Origin of the sequence: Pantoea sp. EKM21T, from assembly GCF_011800405.1 — a bacterium.
In the GTDB taxonomy this organism is placed as follows: domain Bacteria; phylum Pseudomonadota; class Gammaproteobacteria; order Enterobacterales; family Enterobacteriaceae; genus Pantoea; species Pantoea agglomerans.
Genome location: NZ_JAALFV010000002.1, coordinates 297,605 through 313,262 on the forward strand (window position 1 = coordinate 297,605; position 15,658 = coordinate 313,262).

Below are 15,658 nucleotides of genomic sequence, written 5' to 3' on the forward strand. Positions count from 1 at the left end.
CCGGTATAAAGTTGCTGAATTTATTTGAAAATTACCGACAAATCTCTTCACTGTCTATTCCGGGCGAACTGGGCCACACTCAATTCACTTTGTCCGCATAAGGAATTGACCGTGAAAAACTTCAAACGTATTGCACTGCCCCTGTTAGCCGCTGCCACCCTCTACGCCCCGTTGTCTCAGGCTGAGGCGATGCACTACCAGCTGAATCCTGAGCATACGTCGGTGATTGTTGCCTGGAACCACTTCGGCTTCTCAAACCCTACCGCTGATATCCCTGATGCAACCGGTAACCTGGTGTTTGATAAAGATCATCCAGAGGCATCACGCGTTGACGTGACCCTGCCAGTCAGCAAAATAGACAGCCACGTGGCTGCGCTGACCAAAGAATTCAAAGGCGCTGAGTACTTCGACACCGCTAAATATCCGACTGCGACCTTCCACAGCACCAAAGTGGTGGCGAAGGGCGACAACAAATTTGATGTTGAAGGCAACCTGACCCTGAAAGGCATCACCAAGCCAGTTACGCTGCACGCGACGCTGAACAAGCAGGGCGAGCATCCGATGGTGAAAAAGCAGGCGATTGGTTTTGATGCCACCGGCATCATCAAGCGTTCTGACTTCAAGCTGGACAAATATGTCCCAGCGGTAAGCGACGAGGTCACTCTGACTCTGTCTACTGAAGCCTACGCCAAGTAAGCTTTTTGGGACGTAGCGGCTTGCTGCTACGCCCCTTATTCGTTTTTTCTGCGCCTTCTTCCCCTCGGAAATCTATTCTGCCCGCCTGTTTATCTGCCATAAAATAATCCGGATATCTCCTCATCAACTATTTTCTGAACGCTTTATCTGGCCCGGAACCGGGAAAAATGAGGCGAAAGTCACAAATTTGCAACAGCATGGAATAAGCCCCTCTGTGCCGCTGTGTGGCGAAATAAAATTCAGATGTCTTCTGAAATAACTCATTGATTTATATCGTTTCACTCTAATCGGCCTTCCCGCGAATAGTGTGATTTTGATCTCAAAAACCGCCGTTCAGACACCCCTGTCAATAACTCCGCCCAAAAAATACCGCTCGTAACTGTGATCTCCTCTGCAAATAGCAACCCCACGAACCGGAAGAATGGCCCTCAGCAGATTAAGACAGCGAGGTGAGGGAAATGCGAATTGGAATGGTGATCAGTGGCGGTGATGTAACCGGCATTAATAATTTTGTCTTCCAGTTAGGGCGTCTGACGCAGGCGGAGATCGTGATATTTGATGGTGGCATTCCCGGCCTGCTGGCAAATAACCATCGTGATATCAGCCAGCGTGATCTGCTCGACTTTTCAATTGCCTCAATTCCGGTTATGCAATCGGGACGCACGCAAAAGAAACTGGTGCGCAGCGAATATGAATGTATTGCCCGCCAGCTGAAAAACGCCCGTATTGAAGTGTTAATTATGGCGGGCGGTGACGGGTCGCTGCAATTTCTCCATACCCTGTCGGAGTCTGGCGTTAATTGTTTCGGCGTCGGCATGACTATCGATAATGATGTCTTCGGCAGTGATTACACCCTGGGTTTTTCCACCGCCTGCGAGCAGGTATTAAAAGAGGTCGCGAAACTGCGGAATACCGGGCGCGCCTTACCTGGCCGGGTATTTATGCTGGAGTTACTCGGCGGCTACTGCGGCGAATTAACCCTGCAGTCGGCGATTAAATCCAATGCGGACATTGCGCTGATCCCGGAGTGCCAGATTCCTTTGCCACAGCTGGCGCAGCGCATCACCCAGCGACTGGCAGAACAGAACAGCGTGATCATTCTCTGTTCAGAAGGCTACACCCGCGAATATTCGCCCGGTTTTCAGGGGGCTATCGACACCTTAATCAAACAGCTTGAGCCGCTTATTGGCGTACGCGTCCGTAAAACTATCCTCGGTTACGGGCTGCGGAATGGTGATCCCACCTGCGAAGAGATTTATCAGGGCACCATTATGGCCAGTGAAGTGGTGCGTTGTATTCAGTCAGGCATGCGGAATAAAGCGGTCATTATTAACGGCAGCAATAAACCGATTCCGATTGATTTAATAAGCATGCAAAAACGCCTGGTCGATATTGACGGGCACCATTACAAACTCGCTAAACAACTCAATATATTGTGAGGAGAAAACCATGCTGAAAATATTATGTGTCTGTGGTTGTGGCTTAGGATCCAGTTTTGCGATTGAGATGAGCGCAAAAGCGGTTTTAAAAAAACTGGAGATTGAGGCCGATATCGATCACACCACCATTTCAGAAGCGAATGCCTTTAAGTCGGACATGATTCTGACGCAAAAAGCCTTTGCCGATGTGTTAAATGCCGATGCCAGTCCGGAACAGATTAAGCGGGTCATTATTCTTAACCGGCTCACCGATAAAGCGGAAATAGAGCAGAAGATCCTGGCCTTTTTAAAAGAACGCAACGTAAAGGTCGCCGCCCATGAATAGTGTGATCGACTTCCTGGTAAAAGATCTGCTGGGGCAGGCGTCTATTCTGATCGCCTTTATTGCCCTGATTGGTCTGCTGCTGCAAAAGAAATCTGCAGGCAAGGTGGTGGAAGGCACCTTTAAAACCCTGCTCGGTTTTTTAATTATGATGGCGGGTATCAATATTATTGTGGGAACCCTGACGTTCCTCAATACCATTTTTACCCACGGCTTTGGCATGCGCGGCTATATCACCGATGTTGCCGCCATTGCCGGGCTGGCTAACCGTGAGCTGGGGTCTGAAGTGGCACTGACGCTGCTGGTGATCTTTATCGTCAATATCATCATCGCGCGACTGACGCCCTTTAAGTACATCTTCCTCACCGGCCAGGCCCTGCTGTGGATGGCGACGATTGGCGCGGTGATTGGCTATAAAGCGGGGCTGACCGGTCTGCCGCTGATCCTGACCGGCGGTATCTTTGGCGGGATCATGGCCGTGGTGATGCCTGCGCTGGCGCAGCCGGTGGTACGGCGTATTACCGATTCGGACGACGTTGCCCTGGGTCACTTCTGCACCATTGGTTATCTGGTCACTGCGGCGGTCGCCAAAGTGGTCGGCAAAGGATCGCGATCCACTGAAGATCTTAAGCTGCCCGATAACTTCAAGTTTCTGCAGGATACCTATCTGTCGATGGCGCTGGTGATGGTGCCGATGTACCTGATCCCCGCCGTGGCGGCCGGTCCGGCGTTTATCGCCCAGTACAGCAACGGCATGAACTACCTGATGTACGCCTTTATGCAGTCGATTCAGTTCGTGGCCGGAGTCTTTGTGCTCTACAGCGGCGTTCGTCTATTGCTGAACGAGCTGGTGCCTGCCTTCCGCGGTATCGCCATGCGTGTCGTGCCGGATGCCAAACCGGCGCTGGACTGCCCGGTTATGTTTCCCTATGCCCCGAACGCGGTGATTGTTGGCTTTCTCGCCACCACGCTCGGCTCAATTGTCGGCATGCTCGTCTTCCCGATGTTTGGTCTGGCGATGATCCTGCCTGGCCTGCTGACCAACTTCTTTGCCGGTGGCACCGCCGGGGTATTTGGTAATGCCATGGGCGGACGGCGCGGCGCGATGATCGGCGGCTTCGTCCACGGCCTCTTTATCACCATTCTGCCCGCCATCCTGGTGCCGATGCTGGAGAGCTATGGCTTCACCGGTGTGACCTTCAGTGACTCAGATGTCATCAGTACCGGCCTGGTGCTCGGCCACGCCTTCCAGAATAACTGGCTGTTCGTCGCCCTGTTTATTGCCTTTGTTACCGCGCTTGCCTGGTTTGTTAATGGCAAATCCACAAAACCTCAAGAGGAAAAAATCCATGAAACTTTATAACTTCGCCGATCTGTTACAGCTGGCTAAACAGCGCGACTTTAAAGCGGTGGGTTCTTTTAATCTTCACTGCCTGGAGATGCTGCCCGCCTATTTTAAAGCGGCAGAGAAAACCAATAGTCCGTTAATGATTCAGATCTCCACCGGCACGGCGAAATATCTCGGCCATAAATTACTGGTCGATGCCATTAAATCGCTGTCAGAGAGCAAAAATGTCCCGACCTGTCTGCATCTCGATCACTGTTCCGATTTAGCGGCAATTCAGACAGCGATTGATGCCGGATTCAGTTCCGTGATGTATGACGGGTCCCATCTGTCAATTGAGGAGAATATTGCCAATACCCGCCGGGTGATTGATATGGCGCGTCCGCACAATGTTTCGGTAGAAGCCGAACTGGGTGCGATTGGCGGCTCGGAAGATGGTAAATGTGTGGAGATGGAGGCGATTGCGTTTACGCCGGTGGAAGATGCGCGCCGCTTTGTCGAAGAGACCGGCGTCGATATGCTGGCGATCTCCATCGGCACCGTGCATGGGCTTTACACCGGCAAAGCGCATATTCAGCATCAGCGGCTGGCAGATATCACGGCGGCAACCCACACGCCACTGGTGCTGCACGGCGGCACCGGCGTCAGCGATGAAGATATGCGGCTGGCGGTCAGCAGCGGTATTGAGAAGGTCAATGTCGGCACCGAAATGAATGTTCAGTGGGTGGCGCAGTGCAAATCGACCTTTGAAAAAGGCAAGGTCAATGACAGCGTGCGTAATTTCCTGGTGCCGGCCAATGATGCGGTAACCAGTGTGCTGGTAGAGAAGATGCAATTATTCCGGTAATCGCCCGTTTCGCTATCACCGGCTTATTGCGTCAAACCTTTTATAATTACCTATTAATCTGAGCCACCCCGACATGCTACGGGGCAGGAGAGCCTATGTTTGGATTCTTAAAAAAGTCTCCGGCTGTGGAACAACCCAGCGAGCAGCAGCAGGATCATCTGGCGGAATTAAGTCGCGAGAAAATAACGCAACTGGAGCAGCAGCTGGCTATTAATCCGCGTGATGGCGAAACGCAAAAACAATTAATGCTGGAATATAACCGGGCATTAAGCTTATTTGCGAAAAGCCGTCGCTATCGCAATGAAATTGATGCGCTGTTTGTCAAAATCGATGAATTACGCAATGTGGTTCGCCAGTCGATTTAAGGAGAGCTGATGACGATTAAGCAGTTATTGCAAGAGGCAAACGCTATTCAGATTGGTATCGACGCCACGGACTGGCGTCAGGTTATCGCGCTGGCTGCCGAACCCCTGGTCAGTGGCGGCTATCTCAATGCCTCTTATCCTGATGCGGTCATCGCCAATACGCTGGCCCATGGCGCTTACTACGTGTTTGAGGAGGGGATCGCCATTCCCCATGCGCGACCGGACGCGGGGGTGATCCGCGACTGTTTCAGTATGATTCTGTTAAATGAGCCGATCTCGTTTGAGGGCAGTGATAAAGCGGACATTGTGATTATGTTTGGCGCGCGTGACAGCAATGCGCATATAGAAGAGGGGATCCGCGCGATTGTGTCGCTGCTGGAAGATGAGGAAACGCTGGTCCGGTTACGTCAGGCCAGCAGTGTCGCGGAGGTCATCGATATCTTATGACGCAAAACATCCCCCCCAAACGCGTGGTGCTGGTTAACGGTATTCCGGCATCGGGTAAAAGCACCCTGACGCGCGTGCTGTCACAACACTTTGGCTGGCCGGTGCTGACGCTCGATAGCCTGAAAGAGCCGTTTATGCACGCTTTTGCGCCGGTCGATCGCCAGCGTAACCGGCAACTGGGCTGCGCGGCCTATCAGGCGATCTGGAACATCGTCGCGCAGGCTCCCGCCAGTCAGATCTGGCTGATCGACGCCTGGTTTGGGTTCCAGCCCCGTACGCTGCTGGAGCAGGGACTGAAACAGGCGGGCGTCGAAGAGGTGCTGGAGCTGTGGCTGAAGATTGAGCCGGAGGTGGCGGTGGCGCGCTATCAGGCGCGGCTGTCGCAGCGGCTGCCGGGCCATCCAGGGGCTGAGTATCTGCCGGAACTGCGCCAGCTGGCACAACAGGCCACTCCGATGGCGCTGGGCCAGGTGTATGAGGTTGATGCCTGCGCCCAGGATCACGCTGCCGTCATTCACTGGCTGCAGCAGCAACTGACCAGAACCCGCTACACTTCAGTTCATCATCAGAGGAGTGAGGAGTTGCAGGATGTCGTCGCCCCCTTATCTGCAAACCGGTGAAAGCGCCGTGCTCTACGACGGTGTCTGTAAGCTGTGCAACGGCTGGGTTCAGTTCCTGCTGCGTCACCATCTGGCGCGGCAGGTCCGTTTTGCCTCGGTGCAGAGCGAGCAGGGCAAAGCGCTGCTGCGCTGGGCCGGACTGCCGGAAGAGAACATCAGCACCATTGTCTACATTGCCGATAACCAGCACTGGCTGCGGGCGCAGGCGGTGTTCCGCGTGATGCAGCACCTGCCGGCACCCTGGCGCGGGCTGGCGGTGCTGCGCCACTTTCCCGACGCGATCAGTAACTTTGCCTACGACCGCATCGCGTTAAACCGCTATAAGCTGTTTGGGCGTTACAGCGCCCAGCACGCTATCCAACCCGATTATCCTGGTCGATTTCTGCATGAGGTTGATTCAGCTCACTAATCTTTAACAGCCAGTCGCAGGTGGCAATGAGATCAATGAGAACAATGATGTTATTGTTATGTCCACCGAATGTTAGATAAATGTGATGCTTTCAGGAAGCGGTAAGAGGGATTTATGCCGGTTAATTTCGATCTAAACGATCTCTACGCGTTTCGCGCGCTGGTGGAGTTTGGCAATTTTCGCCTGGCGGCAGAATCGATCTGTCTCTCACAGTCGGCGCTGAGCCGCCGGATAGATAAGCTGGAAACCTCGCTGGGGATCAAACTGTTTGAGCGTACCACGCGCCGCGTCACGCTGACCCTGAAGGGGCATGCGTTTGCTCAGCGCTCGGATAAGTTGCTGGCTGATTTTGAGGAGGTCATGGCCGATCTCAGTGAGGTGAGCTTAGCCCGCACTGGCCTGATTACCGTGGCCTGCGTGCCCTCAGCCGCCTACTACTTTATGCCCAACATTATCCGGCTGTTTCAGGCGCGCTATCCCCGCGTACGAGTCAAACTGATCGACAGCAGTGCGGCTAACGTTTATGACGCGGTGATTGGCGGTCAGGCCGACTTTGGCATCAGTTTTTCCAGCCGCTCGCAGCCGGATGTGCATTTCCAGCCGCTGATGGATGATCCCTACGTGGCGGCCTGTCGGCGTGACCATCCTATAGCTGGCAAAAAGAGTCTGAGCTGGCAGGCGTTTTATCAGTATGAATGGGTCGGGCTGGATAAAACCTCCGGCAATCGCAACCTGCTGGATCAGGCGCTGCAGGCGATCATGCCGGAGAAACCCTGTATCTGTGAAACCCGGCACGTCACCACCATGCTGGGGATGGTTGAGGCGGGGCTGGGCATTGCTGCCGTCCCCGCTATGTCGATGCCTGGCTACGATCACGCCCTGCTGATGGCGGTTCCATTGACCGATCCGCAGGTGAAACGCACCGTGGGTCTGCTACGTAAAAATGGCCGGACGCTGTCGCACATTGCGGGCGAACTGGAGAACCTGATTATTGAACAGTATCAGCGTCTCTGACCGGTTTTGACGCTTTCACGGTGTGCAGTCCGCTGGCGTGCACCGCCTGTTGTGCCTCAGAGGAGGCGAGCCAGCGCAGCAGCTTAGCCGCCTCATCCGGCTGAGCTGACTTGCGCACCACGGCACCGGCGAAGCGGGTGGTGTATTGCAGCTTGTCCGGTAGTTCGCCAATAAAAGTGACGCCCGGCACCGGCAGCAGCTCACTGACCTGCTGAAAGCCGATAGCGTATTTACCGGCCGCGACCTCTGAGGCCACCGGGATGCGCTCAACCTTCACCGCTTTCCCCTTAACCTGATCTTCAATGCCCAGGCGGCTGAACAGCTGGCTGCTGACATACTTACCGCTGGCGCTGTCAGAGTAGGCGATGGAGCTGGCGTTCAGCAGAGCAGTACGCAGCGCGCTTTCGCTGCCGATCTTAACCGGCGTGGCACCCTGTTTGATCACCGCGCCGATGCGGGAGTCTGCCAGCTCAACCCGTGTACCCGGCAGCGTCTCGCCCTGCTTTTGCAGATCGCTTAGCGCATCGCCGACCATAATCACCACATCGGCCGGTTCACCACGCGCCAGTCGGGCCGGAATCGCCTGCGGGGTTTTGCCCATAGACGGACCGGCGACGGTGTTGATAGTGATCCCTTCACGCTGGGCGAAGCGGGGCGAGAGCGTATCCCACGCTGCTTTAAACCCGCCGGAGATCATCACCGTCAGCTCTTTTGCCTGCGCCGTGGCGCTGCCCGCCACGCTGAACAGCAGAGCAGCGTAAAGCGACATCGTTTTCAGTTTCATTTTACGTTCCTCAGCTAACGGTTTCATGGGCAGGCGATACGGCACTGCGTGTACGACGATAGAGATAAAGTGTTGCCCCCAGGGCGCAGACTGCTGCAAAACTCATCCAGTAGCCTGGCGAGGCTTTATCGCCGGTCATCTCAATCAGGCCGGTTGACATCACCGGCGTAAATCCGCCAAACAGCGCAGTTGCCAGGCTATAGGCCAGCGAGAAGCCCGCCACGCGCACTTCCGCTGGCATGATTTCGGTCAGCGCCGGGATCATCGCGCCGTTGTAGAGACCATAGATCATTGAAAGCCACAGCAGCACGCCCAGCATCATCGAGAAGCCCGGTGCGGCGGCCAGCATGCTCAGAGCCGGATAGGTGGTGACTATTGCCAGCAGGGTCATGGCGACCAGCACAGGCTTACGGCCAAAGCGGTCGGAGATCGCACCGCCAATCGGCAGCCAGATAAAGTTCGACACCGCCACCAGCAACGTCACCAGCAGGCTGTCAGAGGCGCTGAGCAATAGCACTTTCTTGCCAAAGGTCGGCGCGTAAACCGTAATCAGGTAAAACGCAGTCGTGGTCATTGCTACCATCAGCATCCCGGCAATCACCACCTGCCAGTTGGCGAGCAGGATGCGGAACACCTGCTTCACATCGGGATGGCTGCGACGGTTGTTGAACTCCTGGGTCTCTTCCAGCTTGCGACGCAGCACGAAAATAAACGGCACAATCAGGCAGCCAAACAGGAACGGAATGCGCCAGCCCCATTCACGAATGGCGCTCTCTTCCAGCACCGCGTTGAGGATAAAGCCCATCGCCGCCGCCACCATAATCGCGACCTGCTGACTGCCTGACTGCCAGCTGGTGTAGAAGCCCTTGCGGCCTGGTGTGGCAATCTCTGCGAGATAGACCGACACGCCGCCCAGCTCTGCACCGGCGGAGAAGCCCTGCAGCAGCCGACCGATCAGCACCAGCAGCGGCGCCCACAGGCCAATACTCTGGTAAGAGGGGATCAGCACGATCATAAAGGTGCCTGCTGCCATGATGGAGAGCGTGACGATCAGCCCTTTACGACGGCCAACCTTATCGATGTACGCCCCCAGCACTACCGCGCCAATCGGGCGCATCAGGAACCCTGCGCCAAACACGGCAAAGGTCATCATCAGTGAGGCGAACTCACTGCTGGCCGGGAAAAAGGTATGGGCGATATAGGTGGCATAGAAACCGAACAGGAAGAAGTCGAACTGTTCGAGAAAGTTGCCTGAGGTAACACGGAATATTGCGCCAATCCTGGCGCGGTGAGTCATGGGTGAGGTTGTCTGCATCAGTAGCTCCAGTAAGGTATGACGCTTTTTGCCGCGCCTGTCACTGAAGAGTGGATCAGCGCCCGGCGCTAAATAAGTGCAAAAAGGGCATCGATTAATGTGCCAGCCGCATGATTGCCAGGCGTTATCACTTAAAGTGTTTCGCATTCAACAGGTTAAATGGCGGGATGGTTTTTTTGTGCCTGTTAGTGAGCCTGTGAGGAGTTTGCGGAAATGTGACAGATTTCATAAGCGTGTTGCAGGCGAATAGGGGGAATCTGGCTTGTCTGAGGCCATCAGCGCAGAGTCTGGCGGCAACAAAAAGGTTCAGAACGCAGGCAGCAAGGCGTCAGGGAAAGGTTATGCCAAAAATCTGATGTAAATGTCGGACGCCCGCTACGGTAAAAACCACTTCACGGTAGCCAGGCTGCCGGGTTAGCCAGCCTTGCGTTTCAAAGGCACTCAGCAGCGCTGCACCCGCGTAGCCGCCGAGATGGAACCGGCGCTCACTCCAGTCGAGACAGCCACAGCAGGCTCTGCGGCGTCCGGGCTGCGACAGATCAATCTGCAACGCCGCAAACTGCTGCAGACCCAACAGGGTGACAGCGCTGCCTTCCGGCGTGATCCAGCCCTGTTGCGCCATTACGGCATAAATCTGCACCGCAATCTCACCGGCCAGATGGTCGTAACAGGTGCGGGCGGAGCGAAGCGATGTTGGGGTGGTGCTCGCCGGCGCGGCAATCCGTCGCCAGGACACGCCCATCATGTTCTCAATCAGCGTAGCGATGTCACTGCCGGTCAGTCGGTAATAACGGTGACGCCCCTGCGCCACGCAGACGATCAAGCCGCTGGTGATCAACCGGTTCAGATGGGCGCTGGCGGTTGAGGGCGCCACGTCGGTGACGGCACTGAGTTCGGTGGCGGTCCAGGCGCGTCCATCCATCAGCGCGGACAGCATCTTCACCCGTGACGGATCGGCCATTGCGGCGGCGACGCCCACAATCGCATTCTCAAGTGCTTCGCTATCGTCAGGTGCGTTATGCGGTTGTGGAGTTGCCATCAGATTACAGTGCCCATTCTGTGGTCAGCCCGGCGGCTGATCGATTGTTATCGGTAATCAGGATCAGCTGGTTAGCGTGATCGCTGTATTGCACCAGGATGTTGATTCCGGCATCGGCAAGGCGTGCAGTGATCGCCCCCAGCTCGCCGGGACGCTGTTGCGGTAACCTGCGAATAAGCGGGACGTTAACTGCCTCGACGGCGATACCTTCTGCTTCAAGCACGGCCCGCGCCCGTTCGCCTTCCTCAACCAGAAAATGAGCGTGGCTCTGCTCACCAAAGGAGAACAGGCCGCCGCCTTCCAGGCCAATCCCATGACGGCCCAGCAGCGTGGTGAGCCGGGAAAGTGTGCCTGGACTATTTTGCAGGATGACATGAATATCGAACATGTTAATTTACTCCCTGTTGTGAGGCATATTCTCTGATCAGCGTGACGATGCGAAGACGGTAACCGGCAAAAAGGGTCTCGCGGCCTTCACGCTGTGCGGCCTGGTGACAAAGGTTGCGCTTCCAGGCCAGCACCGATTCTTCATCGCGCCACCAGGAGAGCGAGAGAATTTTTTTCTCATCGGTCAGGCTTTGAAAGCGCTCAAGAGAGATAAACCCGCTGTTTTGCATCAGCAGCGGTTTAAGGTCGGCAGCCAGTTGCAGGTAACGCATCTGGTGTTCGGGTCGGGCTTCGGCTTCAAATAGTACGGCAATCATCGCTATCCTCCTTTGGGTGATAGCGCAAAAATAGCGGGCGGGGCGGGTTGATGCTTCGGCCGGTAACGAAATATGGCTGCAGGGGCGACCTCCAGCCGGTGCAATCTTGTAATGGAGCAGATGATATGTTCAGCGGACTCAGTGCGTTCCCCCTTACTCCCTTTGCGGCAGGCAAGCCCGATGAAGCGGCTTTTTTGCGGCTGCTGCGCAGGCTGACTGATGCAAAAGTCGATTCCCTTGGCGTGCTGGGGTCCACCGGCAGCTACGCCTATCTCACCCGCGCGCAGCGCAGGCGTATCGCAGAAATGGCGGTGGAACATGCAGAGTCAATTCCGGTGATGATCTGCATTGGTGCGGTGGGCACTGACGAGGTGCTGGCGCTGGCGGAGGACGCGCAACAGGCGGGCGCGGCCGCGTTACTGCTGCCGCCGCTGGGTTATCAGGCGTTGAATGAAGATGAGGTGTTCACGCTTTTCGAGACCGTAACGCGACACGCCTCGGTGCCAGTCTGTATCTATGACAATCCCGGCACCACCCATTTTACGTTTTCCGATGCGCTGCTGAGCCGGATCGCCGCACTTTCCGGTGTCGGGTCAGTGAAAATTCCTGGGGTACCGGCGGAGCAATCTGCGGCTAACGATCGCCTCGCTCAGCTGCGCGGCACGCTGCCAGATTCCGTGTCGATTGGCGTCAGTGGCGATGCTTCTGCCGCCAACGGGCTGATTGCGGGCTGTGATGGCTGGTATTCGGTGTGCGGCGGACTGTTTCCGCGCGTTGCAAAAGCGATGACCGAAGCGGCGGCCGCAGGCGACCATCAGAGCGTCAGGGCGCAGTCCGATCGCCTGCAGCCGTTATGGGCGCTGTTCCGCCAGCATGGCGGCAGTTTCCGGGTGATCAGCGCTGCGGCGGGGCTGCTGGGACTGACCGAACGCGACTGCCTGCCGCGCCCGCTGCAGCCGCTCTCCGATGCGCACTGCCAGCAGATTGCTGACGTGCTCGCGGCACTCGACCTCTCTTAAGATCCCGCGCCAGAAGGCATTAACCGTGGCGCACCAGGTTAAAGCCTTCTTCCTCCTGCGGCGCTTCGAAATAGCGGGTAATCAGCGCGAACTGCTCGTCCGTTGCGGCAAAGGCGTGTTCGCCACCCTGATTTCGGGCGTGCAGGCGCGATTTACACAGCGCATCCGGTACGTCCAGATAATGCAGGCGATGGTCGGCAGAGGATGCCTTAATCACCGACATCATCCAGTCGCGATTCGCCCGGGTGTTGGCAGGAAAATCGAGCACCACCGACACCCCTGCGTTAAGCAGCGCGACCAGATGAGGCGTCATCGCCTTTCTGAGTTTTGCCGCATAGCGCACGTAATCGGCCACCGACTGCATCTCGTCCTGATAGAGCGCGGCGAGCCACTGATCCTCGCTGATCACCACGCAACCGGGGGCGGCGCTCAGCTCCGCCGCCAGCGTCGATTTCCCGGAGGCAATTTTTCCACACAGCAGATGCAGCGTGGCGGGGGCAAAAGTCATGGTCATATCACTCCTGTGTCAGCCTGATAGTGAACCGCGCGCATTACGCGAAGGGAAAGTAAAGCAGGTCTCGCCGAAGCGGGATTCAGGCTAACAAAACAGGGGAGAGATAAGCAATGAGAGGCAAAAAGTTGCTGGTGAGTAAAACCCGGTTTACCGCGCGTAACAGTCTCTGCTGCTGCGGGCGTTACTGCATTCAGAAAAAACCGCGGCTTTCGCTGGGCATGTTGACACGCCTGAACGGGGAAGTGCGGTCAGGCGTTGAGTGCAATATCAGATACGCTTTCAGAAAGGGGGGAATTGGCGCTGAACAGCTGGCAACTGACTTCATTTTTGTGCCATCAGCAACGTCAGCAGTTCGCGGCAGCATGCCTCTTCTTCTGCACTGTCTGCGGATGCCAGATGGCGCAGCAGTTCCATACAGCTTTTTTCCTTGCCCGCTTCCAGTAACTCTTCGATCAGAAAGTTGAGTTTGTCCTGTTCAGACACCGCAAAGGATGAACTAAACTCATTTTTGACCGGGCCACTGTGATTCACCGGCAACGTGAGGGTGTTTTGCATTGGCATAATATTGTCCTGTTTCGGGTTAAAAAATGTTCGGCGATTGCTATTAAACTTATACAACGATCCGGAATTTGTACAGAAATCTGCCCGATTGATTTTCAGGACGAAGCTAAGCGCAGCGCGGTTGCGGCGTAAATGTCAGCTAATCATTAAGTTAGCGGGATAAGGAATTTCAGAAAAATTCTGCGGGCCTGAAGCAGGATGCGGAGGCGGGAAAAACCAGGTCAGTCCTGCGTCAGGTCAACAGGCGGCCCATCGGGCCGCCTGCACTATTCAGCGGTCAGGAAATCTTCGCGCTGCGGTGTAAACGTATCCAGTAACGTGCCCGCCTCAAGACAGACACAGCCATGAACCACATTGGGCGCTTTGTAGAGCGTATCTCCTGCGCCCACCTCACGCGTTTCACCATTGATGGTGAATGCAAAACGTCCGCTCAGCACATAGGTCAGCTGCTCGTGGGGATGGTGATGCAGCGGGCCGACAGCCTCTTTCTCAAAAAACACTTCTACCGCCATCATAGTGCCGCCGTATGCCAGCACGCGGCGGGTCACGCCGTTGCCCAGATCTTCCAGTGGTCGCTCTTTATGGTAGATAAACATCGCAATCCTCCTGCGGTTGCCCCTGCTGCGGTGACCGTTTTGTGATGGATCTCACAGCACTCGGGTGAATTAGTTTATGCACTTTAGTGGTTTTTCACTAAAATGAAACGGTGTTTCAATTAATTTATAAGGGTAGATCATGAAAATCGCGTTAATGATGGAAAACAGCCAGGCCGCTAAAAACGTTACCGTGCTGAAAGAACTGGAAGGCGTCGCACAGCCGCTGGGCCATCAGGTCTTCAACGTCGGTATGAGCGATGAGCAGGATCACCACCTGACCTATATTCATCTCGGCATTCAGGCCAGCGTGTTGCTCAACAGCCAGGCCGTGGATTTCGTGGTCGCGGGCTGCGGCACCGGGCAGGGCGCGCTGATGTCGCTTAACATTCATCCGGGCGTTGTCTGCGGCTACTGTATCGATCCGGCGGATGCCTACCTGTTTGCCCAGATCAACAACGGTAATGCTTTATCTCTGCCATTCGCCAAAGGCTTTGGCTGGGGCGCTGAACTTAACCTGCGCTTTATCTTTGAAAAAGCCTTCACCGGCGAGAAGGGCAATGGCTATCCGCCAGAGCGTAAAGAGCCGCAGGTGCGTAATGCCGGCCTGCTGAATCAGGTCAAAGCTGCCGTGATCAAAGAGAACTACCTCGACACGCTGCGCGCCATCGACCCTGAACTGGTGCGTACTGCCGTTAGTGGCCCACGCTTCCAGCAGTGTCTGTTTGAGCATGGCAAAAATCAGGAAATCGTCGCTTTTGTGCGTCAGCTGACCCACTAACGCATCCGGGGTCATAAGGCCGGTCTGACCGGCCTTTTTTTATTCTCTCTTTCCCGACATCAGCTGAATGTCAGCTCTGCTGCGCAAGCGCCGGATTGTAATGACGACTCGCCTCTACCAGCATCCGGGTGTAGGGCATCGCGGCGCGGTCGGCCACCAGCGTCGGCAGATCCAGCGTCTCCAGCACCTTGCCCTGTTGCATAACCGCCACGCGATGGCAGAGGTGCGCCACCACGCCGAGATCGTGTGTCACCATCAGATAGGTCAGGTTCTCCTGCTGCTGCAGATCGCTGAGCAGATTGAGGATCTCCGCCTGCACCGAAACATCCAGCGCGGAGGTCGGCTCATCCAGCAGCAGCACGCGCGGCTCTAAAATCAGCGCCCGGGCAATCGCCACGCGCTGACGCTGACCACCGGAAAGCTGGTGCGGATAACGCGTCTGCCAGGCACGATTCAGCCCGACCTTATCCAGCATTGCCACGACGCGCTGCTGGCGCTGCCCGATACCCTGAATCTGTAATGGCTCTTCAAGAATATCGCCCAGTGTGTGACGCGGATGCAGCGAGCCATAAGGGTCCTGAAACACCATCTGCACCTGACGGCAGCGCGCCCGATCGATGCGGTGTGCCAGCGGCTGTCCATCAATGGTCAGCTCTCCCTGCCAGTGATTAAACAGGCCCGCCAGACACTTCAGCACCGTGGTTTTGCCCGAACCCGACTCACCGACCAGCCCGAAGATTTCACCCTGTTTAACCTGCAGGCTCACGTCGAACAGCACCTGATTACGGCGACCCTCTTCACCAAAACTCAGGTTGAGATTTTTCACCTCAATCATCGTAACTCC

21 protein-coding genes are annotated in these 15,658 nt (G+C 55.8%); 12 read left to right on the forward strand and 9 right to left on the reverse strand.

Annotation, left to right across the window (positions count from 1 at the left end; all coding sequences use genetic code 11):
* The first annotated feature begins 111 nt into the window (after positions 1–111).
* From HFD87_RS04920 to HFD87_RS04965, 10 genes are all read left to right on the forward strand, one after another.
* Entirely contained in the window at positions 112–696 is a 585-nt protein-coding gene (locus HFD87_RS04920; RefSeq protein WP_167423015.1) for a YceI family protein, read from the forward strand.
* Between the two features lie 458 nt (positions 697–1,154).
* A complete protein-coding gene (locus HFD87_RS04925; protein ID WP_064691303.1) occupies positions 1,155–2,135 on the forward strand; it encodes a 6-phosphofructokinase in 981 nt (326 codons plus the stop codon).
* A 10-nt stretch (positions 2,136–2,145) separates the two neighbouring features.
* A complete protein-coding gene (locus tag HFD87_RS04930; RefSeq protein WP_010245062.1) occupies positions 2,146–2,460 on the forward strand; it encodes a PTS sugar transporter subunit IIB in 315 nt (104 codons plus the stop codon).
* Positions 2,453–3,820, forward strand: a complete 1,368-nt coding sequence (locus tag HFD87_RS04935) for a PTS sugar transporter subunit IIC (protein ID WP_008925155.1) — start codon at positions 2,453–2,455, stop codon at positions 3,818–3,820. The genes HFD87_RS04930 and HFD87_RS04935 overlap by 8 nt, the downstream gene beginning before the upstream one ends.
* Positions 3,807–4,649: a class II fructose-bisphosphate aldolase gene (locus HFD87_RS04940; RefSeq protein ID WP_010245055.1), complete on the forward strand. Its 843-nt coding sequence runs from the start codon at positions 3,807–3,809 to the stop codon at positions 4,647–4,649. Before HFD87_RS04935 ends, HFD87_RS04940 begins: the two co-directional genes overlap by 14 nt.
* Positions 4,650–4,744: 95 nt before the next feature.
* Positions 4,745–5,014 carry a hypothetical protein gene (locus HFD87_RS04945; protein WP_010245053.1) on the forward strand — a complete coding sequence of 90 codons (270 nt, stop codon included), beginning with the start codon at positions 4,745–4,747 and terminating at the stop codon, positions 5,012–5,014.
* A gap of 9 nt (positions 5,015–5,023) precedes the next feature.
* Positions 5,024–5,461: a PTS sugar transporter subunit IIA gene (locus tag HFD87_RS04950; protein ID WP_167423016.1), complete on the forward strand. Its 438-nt coding sequence runs from the start codon at positions 5,024–5,026 to the stop codon at positions 5,459–5,461.
* Positions 5,458–6,081 (forward strand): ATP-binding protein, encoded by a 624-nt coding sequence (locus tag HFD87_RS04955; protein WP_163851504.1) that lies wholly within the window; start codon positions 5,458–5,460, stop codon positions 6,079–6,081. The genes HFD87_RS04950 and HFD87_RS04955 overlap by 4 nt, the downstream gene beginning before the upstream one ends.
* Entirely contained in the window at positions 6,050–6,490 is a 441-nt protein-coding gene (locus HFD87_RS04960) for a thiol-disulfide oxidoreductase DCC family protein (protein ID WP_167423017.1), read from the forward strand. The genes HFD87_RS04955 and HFD87_RS04960 overlap by 32 nt, the downstream gene beginning before the upstream one ends.
* 114 nt (positions 6,491–6,604) lie before the next feature.
* Entirely contained in the window at positions 6,605–7,504 is a 900-nt protein-coding gene (locus HFD87_RS04965) for a LysR family transcriptional regulator (protein WP_010245041.1), read from the forward strand.
* On the opposite strand, the gene HFD87_RS04970 is transcribed toward HFD87_RS04965, so the two are convergent.
* The 5 genes from HFD87_RS04970 to HFD87_RS04990 all read right to left on the reverse strand — a co-directional run bounded on the left by HFD87_RS04970 (position 7,479) and on the right by HFD87_RS04990 (position 11,346).
* Entirely contained in the window at positions 7,479–8,288 is an 810-nt protein-coding gene (locus HFD87_RS04970; protein WP_033757594.1) for a substrate-binding domain-containing protein, read from the reverse strand. The genes HFD87_RS04965 and HFD87_RS04970 overlap by 26 nt on opposite strands.
* Positions 8,289–8,298: 10 nt before the next feature.
* Positions 8,299–9,606, reverse strand: a complete 1,308-nt coding sequence (locus tag HFD87_RS04975; RefSeq protein WP_088234226.1) for an MFS transporter — start codon at positions 9,604–9,606, stop codon at positions 8,299–8,301.
* A gap of 325 nt (positions 9,607–9,931) precedes the next feature.
* Complete coding sequence (locus tag HFD87_RS04980) at positions 9,932–10,642, reverse strand: helix-turn-helix transcriptional regulator (RefSeq protein ID WP_167423018.1); 711 nt, start codon at positions 10,640–10,642, stop codon at positions 9,932–9,934.
* Between the two features lie 4 nt (positions 10,643–10,646).
* Positions 10,647–11,030, reverse strand: a complete 384-nt coding sequence (locus HFD87_RS04985) for an amino acid-binding protein (protein WP_010245033.1) — start codon at positions 11,028–11,030, stop codon at positions 10,647–10,649.
* A 1-nt stretch (position 11,031) separates the two neighbouring features.
* A complete protein-coding gene (locus HFD87_RS04990; RefSeq protein ID WP_010245030.1) occupies positions 11,032–11,346 on the reverse strand; it encodes an antibiotic biosynthesis monooxygenase in 315 nt (104 codons plus the stop codon).
* A gap of 125 nt (positions 11,347–11,471) precedes the next feature.
* Between HFD87_RS04990 and HFD87_RS04995 the strand changes: the two genes are divergently transcribed.
* Entirely contained in the window at positions 11,472–12,365 is an 894-nt protein-coding gene (locus tag HFD87_RS04995; RefSeq protein WP_167423019.1) for a dihydrodipicolinate synthase family protein, read from the forward strand.
* A gap of 19 nt (positions 12,366–12,384) precedes the next feature.
* On the opposite strand, the gene HFD87_RS05000 is transcribed toward HFD87_RS04995, so the two are convergent.
* The 3 genes from HFD87_RS05000 to HFD87_RS05010 all read right to left on the reverse strand — a co-directional run bounded on the left by HFD87_RS05000 (position 12,385) and on the right by HFD87_RS05010 (position 14,036).
* Entirely contained in the window at positions 12,385–12,879 is a 495-nt protein-coding gene (locus tag HFD87_RS05000; RefSeq protein ID WP_010245024.1) for an ATP-binding protein, read from the reverse strand.
* A 321-nt stretch (positions 12,880–13,200) separates the two neighbouring features.
* A complete protein-coding gene (locus HFD87_RS05005) occupies positions 13,201–13,440 on the reverse strand; it encodes a hypothetical protein (protein ID WP_010245020.1) in 240 nt (79 codons plus the stop codon).
* Between the two features lie 266 nt (positions 13,441–13,706).
* The gene (locus HFD87_RS05010; protein ID WP_167423020.1) at positions 13,707–14,036 is read right to left on the reverse strand and encodes a cupin domain-containing protein; all 330 of its coding nucleotides are present in this window, start codon (positions 14,034–14,036) and stop codon (positions 13,707–13,709) included.
* A 139-nt stretch (positions 14,037–14,175) separates the two neighbouring features.
* Here HFD87_RS05010 and HFD87_RS05015 point away from each other — a divergent pair, with 139 nt between their 5' ends.
* Positions 14,176–14,814, forward strand: a complete 639-nt coding sequence (locus tag HFD87_RS05015; protein WP_003853539.1) for an RpiB/LacA/LacB family sugar-phosphate isomerase — start codon at positions 14,176–14,178, stop codon at positions 14,812–14,814.
* A gap of 70 nt (positions 14,815–14,884) precedes the next feature.
* On the opposite strand, the gene HFD87_RS05020 is transcribed toward HFD87_RS05015, so the two are convergent.
* Positions 14,885–15,649, reverse strand: a complete 765-nt coding sequence (locus HFD87_RS05020) for an ABC transporter ATP-binding protein (RefSeq protein ID WP_167423021.1) — start codon at positions 15,647–15,649, stop codon at positions 14,885–14,887.
* Positions 15,650–15,658 lie beyond the last annotated feature (9 nt).